The organism is Flavobacterium sp. W20_MBD1_R3 (assembly GCF_052119725.1).
In the GTDB taxonomy this organism is placed as follows: domain Bacteria; phylum Bacteroidota; class Bacteroidia; order Flavobacteriales; family Flavobacteriaceae; genus Flavobacterium.
The window spans coordinates 51,638-70,876 of record NZ_JBGQOR010000002.1 but is presented as its reverse complement, the minus strand read 5'-3'; the positions used below and the strand labels follow the sequence as shown (position 1 = coordinate 70,876).

General features: G+C 36.3%; 18 protein-coding genes. 5 read left to right on the top strand and 13 right to left on the bottom strand.

The features are described from left to right. Positions 1–53: 53 nt before the first annotated feature. The 13 genes from groL to ACEN2F_RS03375 all read right to left on the bottom strand — a co-directional run bounded on the left by groL (position 54) and on the right by ACEN2F_RS03375 (position 12,096). Positions 54–1,682 carry a chaperonin GroEL gene (gene groL / locus ACEN2F_RS03435; RefSeq protein ID WP_441736106.1) on the bottom strand — a complete coding sequence of 543 codons (1,629 nt, stop codon included), beginning with the start codon at positions 1,680–1,682 and terminating at the stop codon, positions 54–56. Between the two features lie 80 nt (positions 1,683–1,762). Continuing rightward, complete coding sequence (locus tag ACEN2F_RS03430; RefSeq protein WP_441736103.1) at positions 1,763–2,038, bottom strand: co-chaperone GroES; 276 nt, start codon at positions 2,036–2,038, stop codon at positions 1,763–1,765. 140 nt (positions 2,039–2,178) lie between these two features. After that, entirely contained in the window at positions 2,179–2,523 is a 345-nt protein-coding gene (gene secG, locus ACEN2F_RS03425; RefSeq protein WP_441736100.1) for a preprotein translocase subunit SecG, read from the bottom strand. Positions 2,524–2,526: 3 nt separating this feature from the next. Beyond that, entirely contained in the window at positions 2,527–3,375 is an 849-nt protein-coding gene (locus ACEN2F_RS03420) for a tetratricopeptide repeat protein (protein WP_441736097.1), read from the bottom strand. Positions 3,376–3,437: 62 nt separating this feature from the next. After that, complete coding sequence (locus ACEN2F_RS03415) at positions 3,438–3,941, bottom strand: LptE family protein (protein ID WP_441736095.1); 504 nt, start codon at positions 3,939–3,941, stop codon at positions 3,438–3,440. A 100-nt stretch (positions 3,942–4,041) separates the two neighbouring features. Then, the gene (locus ACEN2F_RS03410; protein WP_441736092.1) at positions 4,042–5,298 is read right to left on the bottom strand and encodes a sigma-54 interaction domain-containing protein; all 1,257 of its coding nucleotides are present in this window, start codon (positions 5,296–5,298) and stop codon (positions 4,042–4,044) included. Positions 5,299–5,360: 62 nt separating this feature from the next. Beyond that, positions 5,361–5,621: a GxxExxY protein gene (locus ACEN2F_RS03405; RefSeq protein ID WP_441736089.1), complete on the bottom strand. Its 261-nt coding sequence runs from the start codon at positions 5,619–5,621 to the stop codon at positions 5,361–5,363. Continuing rightward, positions 5,590–5,733: a GxxExxY protein gene (locus ACEN2F_RS03400; protein ID WP_441736086.1), complete on the bottom strand. Its 144-nt coding sequence runs from the start codon at positions 5,731–5,733 to the stop codon at positions 5,590–5,592. The genes ACEN2F_RS03405 and ACEN2F_RS03400 overlap by 32 nt, the downstream gene beginning before the upstream one ends. Positions 5,734–5,813: 80 nt before the next feature. Further along, positions 5,814–7,259 carry a tRNA (N6-isopentenyl adenosine(37)-C2)-methylthiotransferase MiaB gene (gene miaB / locus ACEN2F_RS03395; protein ID WP_441736083.1) on the bottom strand — a complete coding sequence of 482 codons (1,446 nt, stop codon included), beginning with the start codon at positions 7,257–7,259 and terminating at the stop codon, positions 5,814–5,816. Positions 7,260–7,423: 164 nt separating this feature from the next. Further along, a complete protein-coding gene (locus ACEN2F_RS03390) occupies positions 7,424–8,209 on the bottom strand; it encodes a hypothetical protein (RefSeq protein ID WP_441736080.1) in 786 nt (261 codons plus the stop codon). 23 nt (positions 8,210–8,232) lie between these two features. After that, positions 8,233–8,964, bottom strand: coding sequence for an MIP/aquaporin family protein (locus tag ACEN2F_RS03385; protein ID WP_441736077.1), 732 nt, complete (start codon positions 8,962–8,964; stop codon positions 8,233–8,235). A gap of 18 nt (positions 8,965–8,982) precedes the next feature. Next, entirely contained in the window at positions 8,983–10,479 is a 1,497-nt protein-coding gene (glpK, locus tag ACEN2F_RS03380) for a glycerol kinase GlpK (protein WP_441736074.1), read from the bottom strand. Positions 10,480–10,512: 33 nt separating this feature from the next. Continuing rightward, positions 10,513–12,096, bottom strand: coding sequence for an FAD-dependent oxidoreductase (locus tag ACEN2F_RS03375; protein WP_441736071.1), 1,584 nt, complete (start codon positions 12,094–12,096; stop codon positions 10,513–10,515). 148 nt (positions 12,097–12,244) lie between these two features. Here ACEN2F_RS03375 and ACEN2F_RS03370 point away from each other — a divergent pair, with 148 nt between their 5' ends. The 5 genes from ACEN2F_RS03370 (at position 12,245) to gldL (ending at position 19,211) form a co-directional block, all read left to right on the top strand. Further along, a complete protein-coding gene (locus ACEN2F_RS03370; protein ID WP_441736068.1) occupies positions 12,245–13,009 on the top strand; it encodes a DeoR/GlpR family DNA-binding transcription regulator in 765 nt (254 codons plus the stop codon). A gap of 237 nt (positions 13,010–13,246) precedes the next feature. Further along, positions 13,247–15,775 carry a type I DNA topoisomerase gene (gene topA / locus ACEN2F_RS03365; protein WP_441736065.1) on the top strand — a complete coding sequence of 843 codons (2,529 nt, stop codon included), beginning with the start codon at positions 13,247–13,249 and terminating at the stop codon, positions 15,773–15,775. Between the two features lie 65 nt (positions 15,776–15,840). Further along, positions 15,841–16,992, top strand: coding sequence for a formimidoylglutamase (locus tag ACEN2F_RS03360; RefSeq protein ID WP_441736063.1), 1,152 nt, complete (start codon positions 15,841–15,843; stop codon positions 16,990–16,992). A gap of 127 nt (positions 16,993–17,119) precedes the next feature. Further along, the gene (gldK, locus tag ACEN2F_RS03355; RefSeq protein ID WP_441736061.1) at positions 17,120–18,523 is read left to right on the top strand and encodes a gliding motility lipoprotein GldK; all 1,404 of its coding nucleotides are present in this window, start codon (positions 17,120–17,122) and stop codon (positions 18,521–18,523) included. Positions 18,524–18,563: 40 nt separating this feature from the next. Next, entirely contained in the window at positions 18,564–19,211 is a 648-nt protein-coding gene (gene gldL, locus ACEN2F_RS03350) for a gliding motility protein GldL (protein ID WP_441736058.1), read from the top strand. Positions 19,212–19,239: the final 28 nt, after the last annotated feature.

Sequence of the window (19,239 nt, the reverse complement as noted above, 5' to 3'; positions counted from 1 at the left end):
AAACCGTCCTGATTTTTATATCGGGACGGTTTTTTATTTGGAGGAAAATGTTATTACATCATTCCTGGCATACCGCCACCCATTGGGTTTCCGCCGCCATTATCTTCTTTAATATCAATCAAAGCACATTCTGTAGTCAAGATCATCCCTGCAACAGATGCTGCGTTTTCTAATGCAACGCGTGTTACTTTTTTAGGATCTATAATTCCTGCCTTAAGCATATCAACATATTCATCAGTTTTTGCATTGTAACCAAAATCACCTGAACCTTCAGCAACTTTTGCAACTACAACAGAACCTTCAAGACCAGCATTTTCAACAATAGTTCTTAATGGAGACTCTATTGCACGAGATACAATTTGGATTCCCGTTGCTTCGTCGGCATTGTCAGCTTTAATAGCGCTAAGTGCATTTTTAGCTCTTAACAAAGCTACACCACCACCAGCAACAATTCCTTCTTCAACAGCAGCGCGAGTTGCGTGAAGCGCATCGTCAACTCTGTCTTTTTTCTCTTTCATTTCTACTTCAGAAGCAGCACCAACGTAAAGTACAGCAACTCCGCCAGCTAATTTAGCCAAACGCTCCTGTAACTTTTCTTTATCGTAATCAGAAGTTGTAGCTTCCATTTGACCTTTGATTTGGTTGACACGATTTTTGATCATGTCCGCTTCACCGGCACCGCTTACAATTGTAGAATTGTCCTTGTCGATAGTTACTTTTTTAGCAGTTCCTAGCATTTCAATCGTTGTGTTCTCTAAAGTATATCCTCTTTCTTCTGAAATTACAGTTCCACCAGTTAAGATGGCAATATCTTCTAACATTGCTTTTCTTCTGTCTCCAAAACCAGGTGCTTTAACAGCAGCGATTTTCAAGGCTCCACGCAATTTATTTACCACTAATGTCGATAATGCTTCACCATCAACATCCTCAGCAATAATCAATAATGGTTTTCCGGACTGAGCAACAGGTTCTAAAACGGGTAGTAATTCTTTTAAAGAAGAAACTTTTTTGTCATACAAAAGGATGTATGGATTTTCTAGTTCTACTTCCATTTTTTCTGAATTAGTCACAAAATACGGAGAAAGATATCCTCTGTCAAATTGCATCCCTTCCACAACATCAACATACGTATCAGTTCCTTTAGCTTCTTCAACAGTGATTACTCCTTCTTTTCCAACTTTTGCGAAAGCAGCGGCGATTAGTTCACCAATTATTTCGTCATTATTAGCTGATATCGAAGCAATTTGCTTGATTTTTTCAGAATCTGTTCCCACTACTTTAGCTTGTTTAGCTAAATCAGCAACAATAGCATCAACTGCTTTGTCAATACCGCGTTTCAAATCCATTGGATTGGCTCCAGCAGCAACATTTTTTAATCCTTCTTTTACGATTGCTTGAGCTAAAACAGTTGCAGTTGTTGTTCCGTCTCCAGCTAAATCATTAGTTTTAGAGGCTACTTCTTTCACCATTTGAGCACCCATATTTTCCAATGGATCTTTCAATTCAATTTCTTTTGCAACGGTCACACCATCTTTAGTAACGGTTGGTCCTCCAAAAGCTTTTCCAATAATAACATTACGTCCTTTTGGCCCGAGTGTTACTTTTACAGCATTTGCTAATGCATCAACGCCGCGTTTTAATCCGTCACGTGCTTCTATATCAAATTTTATATCTTTTGCCATTTCTTTGCTTTTTGTTTAAAGTTTAATTTGTTTAAAGTTTCAAGTTGTCTTGATACTTAATTCTTAGGACTTAATACTGTTTAGATAATTGCTAAAATATCATCTTCACGCATGATCAAATAATCTTTGCCTTCTAATTTTAATTCAGTGCCAGCATATTTTCCGTAAAGAACAGAATCACCAACTTTTACTGTCATAGTGTGATCTTTTGTTCCGTTTCCTACGGCGATTACGGTTCCTTTTTGTGGTTTCTCTTTGGCAGTATCAGGAATAAAAATTCCTGATGCTGTTTTTGTTTCAGCAGCAACAGGCTCGATAAGAACTCTGTCCGAAAGTGGTTTAATGTTTAAATCCATGATTTTATGTTTTTTATTGTTCTGTATTAAGTATTAAAGTCTAATATTTCAGAAATTGTGCCAACCTATTGAATCTGACATATTTTCTTATAAAAAATGCCAGCTTTGACAAGCTGGCATTTAAAATATGTGTAATCAATTTATTTTGCTGGATCTGCAGCTGCTGGTGTATTTTGAGCAGGAACTGCAGGAGTCGTTGTGCTTGGTGCAGGAGTTCCTATATTGTCAATAATTTTAGAATCGGTATCACTTAATGTTCCTGTAAAGCTTAAAGTAGACAGTAATATTAGCGCAATTAATATAGTTGCTAATGTCCAAGTACTTTTGTCTAAAAAGTCAGTTGTTTTTTGTACTCCGCCTAACATTTGAGAACCACCTATTGTAGAGGATAATCCACCACCTTTAGGATTTTGAACCATGATAACTACGATTAATAGAAAACAAACTATAGTTATTAAAACTAAAAAAATTGAAAATGTGCTCATTGTTTAATTATTATTATGTTGTAAAATCTTAATATCCGTTATGCGGTCTGCAAAGAAACTACTTTTTTCTGGATATTTCAAAATTAATATCTCATATGCTTGTATGGCTTTTTGATATTTTTTTTGTTCCAAGTAAACTCTGGCTAAAGTCTCGGTCATCAAATACGAATTATCAGCGGCATTTAGATCTAAATTTACTGAGGATGGTATGCCGTGTTTTACGGGAGAAATCTTTGGACTTGTTTCGATAAATTTATTAATTAGGTCTAGTTTTTTTCTTTTTTCTTCATTCAGCGGGGCAGACGGGTTTTCAGAATCCTCTTTTTCTCTTTCTATAGGTTCTGTGCGCGAGAGTTGAAGCCATTCTTGAAAGGAATGTTGTTCCCTTGCCGAAAAATCCAAAGGTTTCCCAAGATCTATTTTTTCGGTTATAGGTGTGGTTTCAGAGTTTACAGCAGCAGGTGTAGCTTCTTTTATTAACGTAAGAATGGATTGTTCTGCAGGATTTAATTTTAACTCTTTTTTTTCTTGAGATGGAATGATTTCGCTCTCAATTACAGATAGGTTAAGGATCTCACGAGCTTTTGCATCATAGAGACTTTTAGTGATAGAGGTAAAAGTATCGGATGTAATGAAGTCGAATAAAACAGATCGGTCCGTTGTAAAGGCCGCTGTTATTTTTAGCTCCCCATTGTATTTATAGCTATCCTCATTAAACAATCCTTTTAACTGAAGCGCTCTCGCACTTTGAAAATAAGGAAATTCTTCTAATATTTTTTCTAAAGCAGCCGTGTGCTCACGATGGACAGTATTAGGTTTGTTAATCAAATAATTATAATCGGATACGTTCATTTTTAGTGTTTAATCGTGTAATTGTTTGAACTGTGTAATCGATTGAACAGTTCAACTTTAATTTACCATTTAGCCAGAGACTCATTAAATATATCTTGTGTTATTCTTTCAAAAATATCTTCTAAAGCGGTGTTCAACGTTGCTCCAGTTAATTGTTGCTGCGCTGGATAATCAAAGAAAAACGTAAAAGGTTTTTCAAAGTCATCTGTTTCTTTATTTTTATTGGTAAAACGAACATTTACTCGAATTGTTAAACGGTTTTGAGATGCCTGCTGGTCTGCCGTAGCGGTCATAGGACTTATTCTGTAATCGACGATTTCTCCTTCGTAGGTTAAATCGGCGCCATTCTGAACCAAGTTCAAATTGGTTTGATTTTGAATCAAATCTTGAAGCTCGAGTGTAAATGTTCGGTCAATTCCCGGCTCAATCAGTTCTGAATTATTTTGAAAAAAGCCAACCTGAAATGTTTCTGCATCAATTTTGCCTGTACCGGTAAAGTTATACACAGAGCAGCTGTTTATGCTCATTATAATAATGAAAAGCAGTATAAGTTTTAAGTGTTTCATTTTATTTTTTAAAAAATTGCTACGTCAGTTTGCTTTCGCCTAGGTCAAAGATATTAATTTTGAATTAAAATGCTGGTATCTTGGTGTTTTGTATAAAAACCTACAAATCAAATTGTTTGATTTTTCGGTATAAAGTTCTTTCGGAAATTCCTAATTCATCTGCTGCAGCTTTTCGTTTTCCTTTATTTTTTTCTAATGATTTTTTAATCATTTCTATTTCTTTTTGCTCCAAGCGCAATGTTTCCTCTTCTTCTACAGTTTCAGTAAACAAGTAATTTTCGTCTTGTTCCTGATAGTTGTTGTCATTGTTTTGAGCGGCTAATAATGCAGCTCTTGGTTCTTCTTCAAAATCTATTTCACTATCATTTTCCTTAGAACCATATATCTTTTTGATTAAGTTTTGATTGGTTTCTTGTACTTTAGAAGTGCCATTTTGAATCAGTTCTAAAGTCAGTTTTTTCAAATCATTTAGATCGCTTTTCATGTCAAAAAGTACTTTGTACAAAATTTCTCTTTCGGTACTAAAATCACTTTCGCTTTTTTTATCTTTAATTACAGATGGTAAATTGCTTCCTTGGGCTGGCAAATAGGACTGCATTGTCACAGCAGAAATCTCCCTATTGGTTTCTAAGACTGAAATTTGTTCTGCTACATTCCGCAATTGTCGTACGTTTCCGCTCCAACGAAATTTTTGCAATAATTGAACAGCACTTTCATCTAGTTTCAGCGGAGGCATTTTATATTTGTTAGCAAAATCAGCAACGAATTTTCGGAATAATAAATGAATGTCCTCTTTTCGATCTCGTAAAGGAGGCAAGGTGATATCTACCGTACTTAAACGATAATAGAGATCTTCACGAAATTTCCCTTTTTCGATGGCATCAAATAAATTGACATTCGTAGCAGCCACAATTCGTACATCAGTTTTTTGAACCTGTGAAGAACCTACCTTTATGAATTCACCGTTTTCTAGAACGCGCAATAAACGGACTTGAGTTGTAAGAGGCAGTTCACCTACTTCGTCCAGAAAAATAGTTCCACCATTAGCCACTTCAAAATAACCTTCGCGAGTTCCTGTTGCTCCGGTAAAAGCACCTTTTTCATGTCCAAAAAGTTCACTGTCAATGGTTCCTTCGGGAATGGCTCCACAGTTTACGGCAATATATTTCCCATGTTTTCTGTGCGAAAGTGAATGAATGATTTTAGGAATATTTTCTTTTCCCACACCGCTTTCTCCAGCTACTAAAACGGTAATGTCAGTAGGAGCAACTTGTATTGCTTTTTCTATAGCACGATTAAGTTTTGGATCATTTCCAATAATCTCAAATCGTTGTTTTATGTTTTGAACTGATTCCATCTTATTTTTATTTAGCCACGAATTACACAAATTTCCACGAATTTTTAATAGTTCGAATCAATTTAATAGACAATCCTTTTGTGTTGTAGTGACTTGTTATTGAAATTTACAATAATTCCTAAACTGCTTTCAGCTAACTTTATATAGTTTAAAGTTTGGGCTGTATGTTCATCTGCAATTTCTTTTGCGGCTTTTATTTCTAATATAATTTCTTCGTAAACGACAAAATCGGCATAAAATTCATGAGCTAAAACGACATCTTTGTATTGTATGTTGTATTCTTTTTCTCTTTCAAAAAGGAATGTTGTTTTTTTTAAACTCATATTCCAAAGCATCTTTATAAACAATTTCAAGAAGTCCACCGCCAAGAATTCTGTGAACTTCCATACAAAGCCCTATAATTTTAAAATATTCTTCCTTTTTATATAGCTCCATATTTTATCATTTTTGTTTTCAATTTTTTTACAAAATTAAAATTAAAATAAAAATTAGTGAAATTCGTGGCGAACTTTTTATTAATTCATCTCACTTAAACTAACGGCTTCTCCTTTCAAAGTTCCGCTAGTACAAGAAGTGATTTTTACATTTACAAAATCTCCAATTTTATAATCTTCTTTTGGGAAAACCACAGTGATACTTTGCGAATTTCTTCCAGAAAACTCTTCGGTTGATTTTTTTGAAACTTTTTCTACCAATACTTCTACGGTTTGACCAATGAATTCTTCGCTGCGGAACCAAGCATGTTTTTGTTGTAAATCGACAATTTCTTGTAATCTTCGGGCTTTCGTTTGTTCTGGTACGTCATCTTCCATTTTTCTTCCTGCCAATGTTCCCGGACGTTCAGAATACGAATACATATACCCAAAGTTATATTTTACATACTCCATCAAACTTAAGGTATCTTGATGATCTTCTTCGGTTTCCGTTGGAAAACCCGAAATCATATCCTGAGAAATAGATCCATTAGGAATAATAGTTCTGATTTTGTCAATCAAAGTCATGTATTGCTCACGCGTGTGTAAACGGTTCATTTCTTTTAGGATTCTATTGCTTCCGGACTGAACTGGTAAGTGAATGTGTTTACAAATATTAGGATGTTTGGCAATCACGTGCAAAACACTTTCATGCATGTCTTGCGGGTTTGATGTCGAAAATCGAATGCGCATTTTAGGAAAACCAACCGCGACCATTTCCAGTAATTGGTCAAAGTCAACCGCTGTGGCTTTTTGCATTTCGGTAGCGTTTTCAAAATCTTTTTTTAGTCCGCCGCCGTACCAAAGAAAACTATCCACATTTTGTCCCAAAAGTGTAATTTCTTTAAACCCTTTATACCATAAATCCTGAATTTCGGTCATGATACTTTGCGGTTCACGGCTGCGTTCACGACCACGGGTGAAAGGCACCACGCAAAAGGTACACATATTATCGCAACCACGGGTGATAGAAACTAAAGCCGTAATTCCGTTACTCATCAATCGAACCGGTGAAATATCACCGTAAGTTTCATCTTTTGACAAAATCACATTAATCGCATCGCGTCCATCTTCTACTTCTTGCAAAAGGTTTGGTAAATCTTTGTATGCGTCAGGCCCTACAACGAGGTCCACAATTTTTTCTTCTTCCAAGAATTGACTTTTCAAACGCTCGGCCATACAGCCCAAAACGCCCACTTTCATTTTTGGATTGATGCGTTTTACGGCATTGTATTTCTCCAGACGTTTGCGAATCGTTTGTTCTGCTTTGTCCCTAATCGAACAGGTATTGACCAAAACTAAATCAGCTTCCTCCAGCACTTGCGTTGTATTGTATCCGTTCGTGTATAATATGGAAGCTACGATTTCACTATCTGAGAAATTCATTGCGCAGCCATAACTTTCTATAAAAAGTTTTTTAGTATTCTCCGGTCTATTTTCTAAAACAAGACTTTCTCCTTGTTTGCTTTCTTCTATTATCTTTTCCATTCTCTGTTTTCAAAGCGCAAAGATAACGCAATTCAAATAAATATGACAAGATGTCAGATTAAGAATTAACAATGTTTTGTGTTTTAATTTTGGAATAAAAAAAACGTTCTTTTATTTCTAAAAGAACGTTTTTACTAGCAAACCGGGTGTCGTTGTGTTGGTGGCTAGAACAATACCACACCCAATTGAATTCGGGCAATTTTAAGGGCCGGATTCCACATTGCAACTGCGGAAACAGGAAGTTTGTAATTTAAAATGTGAATGTTTTTGTACGCCCTGATTCCAGTATTTACAATATCAAAATTACTGTTGGGATCATTTGTATACAAATGGGAGGCTCCGTTTAGAGCAAATCCTGCTCCTAAATAAGCATCTAAACTGATTTTTTGATTTTTCAATAACGGATATCCTAATTCTACATAGGTTGAATACCTGTTTTTATAATCGAGGTTATCCATCAATTCGCGGTCATTGCCGTAAAGCAGAAAATCAGCTTCTATGCGCAAAGGAAATCGATCAGGAAATTGATAGGATGTTCTCAAGTCAATAATGTGCGTGGTTGTTTTTCGATCATAATTAAAAACGGCAGGGTTCTCAATATTTGTGGTATTGAATAGATCCCATACAGCAATTGAAAAACCATTGTTTTGGTACTGAATGTAATAATCAATTTCTTTGTAGTCTCCGTCAAACCCATTTCCGCCCCAAAGGCCAACGGTCAGATTTTGTTTTTTATCCAAAGCATAATGAATGTTGCCCATGGCAGTCATGCTTCCGTTGATGACCAGTCCCCTCCAAAGGTGGCTCGTTTTTAATTCTACATCGAAGTCTAGTCTATTTGGTTTTTTATTTATTATAGCTGCCGGAATGGTATCGGAAACAGGCGTTTCTTGGGCGTATCCAGCTAACCCTATAATAGTGATTATAGAGGTGAAAAATAATTTTCGCATGATTTTACTTTTAAAAGTGAAGGTTAGAGAAGTAACATATACAAGGCTGCGGCCAAACAGGAACCTATTATAGGACCAACGATGGGAACCCAAGCATAGCTCCAGTCGCTACCGCCCTTTATAGGCAAAATAGCATGCATCATTCGCGGTCCCAAATCTCTGGCAGGATTAATGGCATAGCCTGTGGTCCCTCCCAGTGACAATCCTATAGCCCAAACTAAAATAGCAACAGGTAAAGCTCCTACAGTTCCAAGCCCTATTGCAGCACCAGTATCAGAAGTCATTATCAGTTCTGGGCCTGCGATATAGAATATTACAAAAATTAAAACAAAAGTGGAGATGATTTCACTCATCAAATTGGAGGAGTAATTCCGAATTGCGGGTCCGGTACAAAAACAAGCAAGTTTTCCTCCCTCGTCTTCTGTAGCGGCAAAATGATCCTTATGGGAAAGCCAAACTAAGAACGCTCCCAGCATAGCTCCAATGAATTGAGCTAAGATATAGGAAGCAACCTGAGACCAAGCGAATTTTCCTATTAGAGCAAGGCCTAAGGTGACAATTGGATTTAAATGCGCGCCACTAATTGGACCAGCTACAGCAACGCCTACAAATACGGCAAAGCCCCAAGCTGTGCTAATGACAATCCAACCTGAATTGTTTCCTTTGGTTCCTTTGAGAACGACATTGGCAACTACGCCATTACCTAATAAAATCATAAGCATAGTACCGAGAATTTCTGCTATAAATGGAGTCATAATATATGGTTTTAGTCATTAGTCTTCTATCCAGTTTCCTGCTCTACCTACCGCTTTGTCCCAGTTTTTTACTAAATCAGTGACTATTTCTCTGGGCATTTCGGGTGAAAATTCACGGTCTATCGTCCATTGTTTTTGTAATTCATCTACGCTGTCCCAATATCCTATCGCTAAACCGGCTAAATAAGCGGCTCCTAAGGCTGTAGTTTCTAATGTTTTTGGACGTATAACTTTAAAATTAAAAAGATCTGATTGGAATTGCATTAATAGATTATTGGCTACTGCTCCGCCATCTACTCTTAATTCTGTTCCTTTTTTTTCAAAATCGGCCTCCATAGCTTTTACTACGTCATATACTTGATAGGCGATTCCTTCAAGAGTAGCTCTGGCAATGTGCGCGTTTGTGGTTCCTCGAGTGATCCCAATTATAGCACCTCGGGCATATTGATCCCAGTAAGGAGCTCCCAGACCTGTTAGTGCAGGAACAAAATATACACCTCCGTTGTCTGGAACACTGGCTGCTAATTCTTCAATTTCATGGGCTGCATCGATCATTTTTGCACCATCTCTCAGCCATTGTACTGCTGCGCCGCCAACAAAAACGCTGCCTTCTAAGGCGTAAGTTGTTTTTCCGTTAATTTTCCAAGCCACGGTCGTCAATAAGTTGTTTTTAGAATAAACGGGCTTCTCTCCAGTATTCATAAGCATAAAACAGCCTGTTCCGTAGGTGTTTTTTACCATTCCTGGATTGATGCAAAGCTGTCCAAAAAGAGCTGCTTGCTGGTCTCCCGCGACTCCGGCGATAGGAATTTTTGTTGAAAATAAAGTGGTTGAGGTTACTCCATAAACCTCGCTGCTTTGTTTTATTTCTGGCAATATCGATTGCGGGATATCGAATAAATTTAATAATTCCTGATCCCATTCCATAGTGTGGATATTCAACAACATCGTTCTGCTTGCATTGGAAACATCGGTCATGAACATTTTACCTCGGGTTAGTTTCCAAATTAACCAAGTGTCTACAGTTCCAAAACACAATTTTCCCTGTTCTGCTTTTTCACGAGCTCCTTCTACATTATCGAGTATCCATTTTAATTTGGTGGCAGAAAAATAGGCATCTAAAACAAGTCCTGTTTTTTCCTTGATCATATCTCCATGGCCTTCTGCCTTTAATGTATCACAATATTTTGAAGTTCGTCTATCTTGCCAAACAATGGCGTTATAAATGGGTTTGCTGGTTTCTCTGTCCCAAACAATGGTGGTTTCTCTTTGATTGGTGATACCAATAGCGGCAATTTCTTTTCCAGAAATCCCCACTTTTGCAATAACTTCAGCAGTTACACTCATTTGTGAGGACCAAATTTCGTTTGGATCATGTTCTACCCATCCTGGCTTTGGGAAAATTTGTTCAAAAGATTTTTGAGATACGTTGACAATTTCCCCATCGTGGTTAAACACAATAGCCCTAGAGGATGTGGTCCCTTGGTCAAGGGCAAGAATTAGTTTGTTTTTCATTTTTGGCGTTTTTTAAGTTAATAGGATTATAGGTTATTTTATTTGAAATTCTGTCAATAGGAAACCGTTGGCAAGAGCTCTAAATTCAGCCGCTTGAGCTTCTGCCCAAGTGCTATCATGGCCTAGTTCTTTGGCTAATAATTGAGCAACCTTTTCAGAAGAATCAATCGCCGCTCTGGCATCTAAGAATAAAAGGCGTACCCGTCTGGCCAATACATCTTCAATAGTTCTGGCCATTTCAAAACGGATTGCCCATGCTACTTCGGCCATGGTGTATTCATAGTCAGGGTGCAGTTTCTCTTTTAATAAAGGCTCATCTTCTTGTAATTTCAGTATTTTAGGAATATCGGTTCCATAGATATAGAGATGATTTTCTCGATCTGTTACTGAAGTTAATTTATTTCCGTGAATGGCAATGTGTTCTGTTTTACATTCATTTTTAGGTAAATTATGAACTTTGATTGCTTTGCCAATTACGTCCTCGGCAATTTTTCGATAAGTAGTCCATTTTCCTCCTGTAATGGTAATTAATCCAGTATCTGAAACAATTATTTTATGGCTTCGAGAAACTTCTTTGGTACTTTGTCCTTTTTTTTCTGGCGCAGCCAAAGGTCTTAAACCGGCAAACACAGATAAAACATCTGCTCTTGTTGGTTTTTTTGCTAAAAATCTTTGTGCTGTTTCTAAAACAAAATCAATTTCTTGTTCCAAAGCAATTGGTTCCAAGCTTGATTTTTTAACTAAAGTATCCGTTGTTCCCACTACAATTTTATCATGCCATGGCACCGCAAATAAAACGCGTCCGTCACTTGTTTTTGGAATCATTAATGCGTGTTGACTAGGTAAGAATGATTTATCAAACACTAGATGAATTCCTTGACTTGGAACAATATATTTTTTGTATTCTAAATCGTTCATTTTCATAATAGAATTGGTGAAAACGCCGGTAGCATTTATAACTGAAGTTCCATTCAGTTCATATTTAGTACCAGTTTCTTTATCTTCAAATTCTACTCCCGTAACTTGATTTTTATCGTCTTTTAATAGATTAGTTACTTTTGCGTAATTCAAAAGTGTAGCTCCTTTTTCAACGGCTGTTTGTGCAATGTTGATCGCTAAACGGGAATCATCAAATTGGCCGTCTTGATATACTACTCCGCTCACTAATCCTTTTTGTACTATGGTAGGCAGTAATTCGATTGTTTTTTTTCTGGAAACGTATTTAGAAGCGCCTAAACTTAAACGTCCAGCTAACATATCGTATAATGTTAGTCCCGCTGTGTAGAAATATCCTCCCCACCAGTTATAATTTGGAATCACAAAAGATTGGTTTTTTACTAAGTGCCCCGCATTTTGCGCCATTAAGCCTCTTTCTTTTAGGGCCTCGCGGACTAAAGCAATATCTCCTTGTTCTAAATAGCGAACCCCTCCATGAACTAACTTTGTGCTTCGGCTTGAGGTTCCTTTGGCAAAATCTATTGATTCTAGCAGTATGGTTTTGAACCCTCTACTGGCTGAATCTAATGCTATGCCTAATCCGTTAGCACCTCCACCAATAATTATTACATCCCAATTTTTGGTTTGTGCAAGTTGCGTTAGTTGTTCTGATCTTTTCATTTTATTGTTTTTATATCGTAACCTAATGTTTACGCTTTACAAACATAACGAAATAAAACGAAATAAATCGAAACTTTTCGAAATAACTGATTTTATTTTTTATTTCTAAAAGAATCCCTATCTTTATTCTAATATTTTAAACAGTAGTATGGCTATCATCAATATAAGACAGGAACTTATTCTGGAGGAGTTAAATCAAAAAGGATATGTAACCGTAGTTGAACTGTGTGAAACACACAAGGTTTCGTCCGTAACGATACGAAAAGATTTGAGTTTTTTAGAAAATAAAAATCTGTTGCATCGTACTCACGGAGGTGCTAGCAAGCAGCCTATTTATGCTTTCGAACGAAACGTAAGTGATAAGGAATTGCTTCAGGTGGAACAGAAGAAGCTCATTGCAAAAGCAGCATTAGATTACATTAAAGAAAATGATTACATTATCATGGGTTCTGGAACAACAATTCATAATCTATCTAAAATAATGGGCGGGTTTCAGAAATTGACCGTTCTAACTCCTTCGCTCAAAGTTTCTTTAGAACTTTGCAAACATCCAGAAATTGACACCATACAGTTGGGTGGTGATATTAGAAAAGCATCAACTTCAGTTGTAGGTGCTATTGCGGAGGGTATTTTGAGTCAGTTTTCGTGCAATAAATTATTCATTGGTACTGATGGGCTCCATTTGGAGTTTGGTTTAAGTACGTCAAATGCAATGGAAGCTCATTTGAATCAGGCGATGATTGATGTTGCTGCGAAGGTTATTGTGTTAGCAGATTCGACTAAAATGAATGTCAGAGGTTTTGGAAAAATTTGTAATGTCGAAAAAATTGATGTTTTAATCACGGACTCTGGTATCGATATCGAAACTAAAACTAAACTGGAAGATATGGGTTTGAACGTTGTTGTGGTGTAAAAATATAAAATTTCAGAACGATTTATTTAATTTAACTACTTAATACGAAGGATACTTTAAGAAATTGAACGGAAACAACTTTTATTGTAGATCAAATCAGACCGTTTTATTTGCTTTTAGTGTAGAGAATTCAAAACATTCAAAACTTGCAATTCAACGATTATATTGACTTTTAAAATTTAATAAACTTAAAACTTAAAAAAATCTTATACTTTTGCCAACACAAACAATAGGGATATGGCAAAGAATTTAGTTATCGTGGAATCACCTGCAAAGGCAAAAACAATCGAAAAATTTTTAGGAGCAGATTTTCAAGTCGAGTCCAGTTACGGGCATATTGCCGACTTACCTTCCAAAGAAATTGGCGTAGATGTAGAACATGGTTTCAAACCTAAATACGAAGTTTCTGCTGATAAAAAAGCATTGGTAACCAAATTAAGAGGTTTAGCAAAAAAAGCTGAAATGGTCTGGTTAGCAAGTGATGAGGATCGCGAGGGTGAAGCTATTTCTTGGCATTTAGCCGAAGAATTAAAGTTAGACGCAACCAAAACTAAGCGTATTGTTTTTCACGAAATCACTAAAACGGCAATTCTTAAAGCAATAGATAATCCTAGAGAAATAGATTATAATTTAGTCAATGCACAACAAGCACGTCGTGTATTAGATCGTCTAGTTGGTTATGAATTATCTCCTGTACTTTGGAGAAAAATAAAGGGAGGTCTTTCTGCAGGTCGTGTACAATCAGTATCTGTTCGTTTGATTGTAGAGCGAGAACGGGAAATTCAAAACTTTAAAGCCGTAGCAACGTATTCTGTTGTCGCAGAATTTCTTAACGAAGGCGGAAAAACATTCAAAGCTAAACTTCCTAAAAATTTCAATACAAAAAAAGAAGCTGAAGATTTTTTAAATAAAAATATAGGTTCAACATATAAAGTAGCCGATTTAGAGACTAAACCTACCAAAAAAACACCAACAGGTCCATTTACAACTTCGACTTTACAACAAGAAGCTGCCCGTAAATTGTATTTGCCGGTGGGAATCACCATGCAGCTGGCGCAACGCCTTTACGAAGCCGGACTAATTACGTACATGAGAACCGATAGCGTGAATTTATCAAAAGATGCTATGGAAGCTGCTCAGGCTGAAATCATCAAATCCTACGGAAAAGAATTCTCAAAACCGCGAACGTTTATCAATAAAAGCAAAGGAGCACAGGAAGCGCATGAAGCAATTCGTCCTACGGATATGTCCCGACATACGGTAGATATTGACCGAGATCAAGCGCGTTTGTATGATTTGATTTGGAAAAGAACGTTGGCTTCGCAAATGAGTGATGCGCAATTAGAACGTACCAATGTGAAAATTGAAGCAAATAATCATGCTGAAATATTCACGGCATCGGGAGAAGTTTTACTTTTTGAAGGTTTCTTGAAAGTGTATTTAGAAGGGCATGATGACGATGAAGAAGAGCAAGAAGGAATGTTGCCTGCGATGAAAGTGAATGAAAAATTACTAAATAATTATATCTCAGCAACCGAAAGATATTCAAGAGCGCCTGCAAGATATACCGAAGCTTCTTTGGTAAAAAAATTAGAAGAGTTAGGTATTGGTCGTCCCTCTACTTATGCGCCAACAATTTCTACAATTATCAACAGGAATTATGTCGAAAAAGGAAATCTTGACGGTCAAGAAAGAAATTATACGCAATTAATGTTGCAATCCGGAAAAGTAGGCGAGAAGCTGCTAAAAGAAAATACAGGCTCTGATAAAGGAAAATTAGTTCCTACGGATATTGGAACAATTGTTACAGATTTCTTAGTTAAAAATTTTGGAAATATTTTAGATTATAATTTTACAGCTAAAGTCGAGCAAGATTTTGATGAAATTGCGGAGGGAAATATTGAATGGACAAAAATGATGCAGGAGTTCTACGATAAATTTCACCCAATAGTGAAAGATGTTGAAGCTAATGCAGAGAGAGAAAGCGGTGAACGAATTCTGGGAACCGATCCAAAAACAGGAAAACCGGTTTCGGTACGTTTGGGAAAATTTGGACCAATGGCTCAAATTGGAGCTGCCGATGATGAAGAGAAAAAGTTTGCTAGTTTAATGACGGATCAAAACATTGGAAACATCACTTTAGAGGAAACGTTGAATTTGTTTTTATTGCCAAAAAACTTGGGTGAATATAAAGGAGAAGAAGTTGAGGTGAGTAATGGTCGTTATGGGCCTTATATCCGACACGGAGCGGCTTTTGTTTCTTTGCCAAAAGGCGAAAACCCACTGGATGTTGATTTTGAAAGAGCACAAGAATTAATCGATGAAAAAGCAATAGCTGATGCTCCAATTGCAGTTTATAAAGGCGAAGGCGTTCAAAAAGGAACGGGTCGTTTTGGTCCTTTTATCAAATGGGACGGCTTGTTTATAAATGTGAGTAAGAAATATAATTTTGATGATTTGTCACAAGCTGATATCGAGGCTTTGATCGAAGATAAATTGCAAAAAAATATTGATAAAGTGTTGCACAATTGGGAAGATGAAGGAATTCTTGTCGAAAAAGCGCGTTGGGGACGCTCTGTAATCACTAAGGGAAAACTCAAAATTGAATTGAGTAAAGATGTGGATGCTGCCCAATTAACGTTGGCGGAAGTACAGGAAATGATTGCTAAAAAAACACCTGCTAAAAAAGTAGCCGCCAAAAAAGCTCCGGCAAAGAAAGCAGCTGCTAAAAAAACAGCGGTAAAGAAACCTGTTGCTAAAAAATAATGAGTCACTAATTCTGTTTTCATTGCTCTGTGTAAAGAGGTGTGATTAAAGAAAAAAATATAAAAATGGAATTTGATTTTCTTAAGCCCGTTGACAATGAAATCCTCGAATACATAAATGGATTAACTTCCCAGCAATTGGGTAGTAAAATTGTATTGCACACTTTGGAACAATTCCCTGATTTGAACAAAATTCAAATTGCCGTAATAGGGGTTCTAGAAAACCGTGGCAATGGCTCTGAGATGTCAGCTGTTGATTTAGTGCCGGTTAGGAAAGAATTATACGGCTTGTTTCCTGGAAACTGGGATGCATCTATCGCTGATTTAGGGGATCTTCCTGCAGGAAACTCTGCAGAAGACACGTACTTTGCCCTGAAAAAAGTCACAGCAAGTTTAATTAAAAAAAAGATTATTCCTATAGTTCTAGGTGGTTCTCAGGATCTTACTTACGCGCTTTACAGAGCGTATGATGATTTAGAGCAAATGGTCAATTTGGTTTCTATTGATAATAAATTCGACTTTGGAAAGGAAAATGAGCAGGTTTCGGCCTCTTCCTATTTGACAAAAATAATTATTGATGAGCCTAATAATTTATTTAACTATTGCAATATTGGGTACCAAACCTATTTTAATTCACAGGAAGAAATTGATTTAGTAGAGAAATTGTTTTTTGATGCCTATCGCTTAGGAGAAGTTTCAAATACTATTTCCATATCCGAACCTGTTTTTAGAGATGCTGATTTGGTTAGTATTGATCTAAATTCCATAAAATCATCTGATTCTGGCAATTTTATTTCCTTTGCACCCAATGGATTTAACGGGAAGGAAATTTGCTCACTATCCAGATATGCTGGAATAAGTGATAAAGTTTCTGCATTAGGAATTTTTAATCATAATAATTCTGCACAAGAAGCAGTAGTCATAGCGCAAATCATTTGGTATTTTATCGAAGGGTTTCATTACCGCTCGCACGAGTACCCTTTTGGAAGCAAAGAAAACTACCTAAAGTATATCGTTCCAATGGAAGAGCAAGATCTTGTTTTTTTTAAAAGTGACAAAACGGACCGATGGTGGATAGAAATTCCATTTATATCAAATGGTAATAATAAATTAAAAAGAAACACGTTATTACCATGTTCTTATGAAGAATATTTAATGGCTTGCAATCAGGAACTACCCGAAAGATGGTGGAAAGCACAGAGAAAAAATGTCATTTAGGATAATTTTTTACTTATTTATTATTTTTTTATAAAATAGAGGTTGTTTAGTTTAAAAAAATTGCTTTTTAAGAAAATAATAAATAGGTTTACACCCTTAAAAATAATGAATTTATAACCAAATTTATATGAAGAAGTTCATTGCATTTACGTCAATTTTGACCCTTTTAATTGGCTGTAGTAAATCGAGCGACAGAGGAGAATTAGTTGGTATTAATGGAGGAAAATGGCATCCTGAAAAGCCTTATGGGATGGCCTTGATCCCAGGTGGTGCATTTATAATGGGTAAATCAGATGCTGATATAGCTAATGTTGAAGATGCTCCAACTAAAACTGTTACGGTTCGTTCTTTTTATATGGATGAAACAGAAATAACCAATAGCGAATATCGTCAATTTGTAGAGTGGGTAAAAGACTCTACAATGAGAGTGAGATTAGCAATTATGGCTGACATGAGCGGAATGACTGCTGATGCCGCAACTGGTAAAGGCAAAAACGCGGGCAGTATAGGTGATTTTGCATTCAATGATTCTGATCCAGAAAAAATGACGGCTTATGACAAGTACATGTATGATAATTATTACAGCATAGGAACGGCTGATGATCCTTATGCAGGGAGAAAGCTAAATAAAAAAGTAAAATTGATCAAAGATACAAAGTTGTATCCAGATGAATATTATGCTGAGGTAATGGATTCTATGTACTTGCCTATAGAAGAATCATACAATGGTTTAAGAACTATTGATGTTAACAAATTGAAATTCCGTTATTCTTGGATGGATATTCAGGCTGCTGCCAAAGCAAAAGTCGGAAGACGAAAAGATTTTATCAAAACCGAAGAAGTAAACGTATATCCCGATACTACTGTTTGGATTAAAGACTTTGCCTATTCTTACAATGAGCCAATGCACAATGATTATTTTTGGCACAAAGCCTACGGAGATTATCCTGTGGTTGGGGTAAAGTGGACTCAAGCTAAAGCATTTTGTGCCTGGAGAACTTTAAATAAAAACAGCTACGTAAAATCAAAAAAGAAAGGACAAGATTTAATCAATTCTTTCCGATTACCAACTGAAGCAGAATGGGAATATTCAGCAAGAGGTGGTTTAGAGTCTGCTACTTATCCTTGGGGAGGACCATATACTAAAAATGATAGAGGCTGTTTCTTAGCTAATTTCAAGCCCAATAGAGGTGATTATGCCGCGGATGAAGCGTTATACACTGTTGAAGCAAAATCGTATGAGCCAAATGGTTATAATTTGTATAACATGGCAGGAAATGTTTCGGAATGGACTGACTCTTCTTACGATCCTAATGCGTATGAATATGTATCTTCAATGAATCCAAATGTACTAGATGCTTCAAATAAACGTAAAGTACTTCGTGGCGGTTCTTGGAAAGATGTTTCTTACTTTTTGCAAGTGGGGACAAGAGACTATGAATACGCTGATTCAGCACGAAGTTATATTGGTTTTAGAACCGTACAGGACTATATGGGAGTTCAAACTACCGGAATCGGAAAAAAAAGATAACAAAAAAAACCAAATCAATTAACTTTTCAAAAACAGTATTATGGCATTATTAAGCAAAAAAGCAATGAATTTCGCATACGGTATGGGAGCTGCTGTAGTAATTATAGGCGCATTATTCAAAATTACCCACATTGAATTTGGTCCAATTACTGGTAATCGGATGCTAACAATTGGTCTTGTTGTTGAAGCAGCAATTTTTGCTCTTTCTGCTTTTGAACCAGTTGATGACGACTTGGATTGGACTTTAGTATATCCTGAATTAGCTAATGGTCAACCCAAACCAATGGCTAAAAAAGTAGAGGCACCTTCAGATGCACAAGGCTTGTTGTCTCAAAAATTAGATGTGATGTTGAAAGATGCCAAAATTGATGGGGAACTAATGGCGAGTTTAGGAAACAGCATCAAAAATTTTGAATCTGCAGCTAAAGGTATTGCCCCAACAGTAGATTCTATTGCATCAACTAAAAAATACAGTGAAGAATTAACTTTGGCGGCAGCCCAAATGGAGTCTTTGAACAGTCTATATAAAATTCAATTACAAAGCGCTTCTAGAAATGCTCAAATTAACGAAGAAGTTGCTGAAAATAATCTAAAATTAAAAGATCAAATGCAGTCTTTGACTTCTAACCTGTCCTCTTTAAATAGTGTATATGGTGGAATGCTTTCTGCAATGAATAATAAAGGATAATTAGTTTCAAACTATAAAAAAATATTAA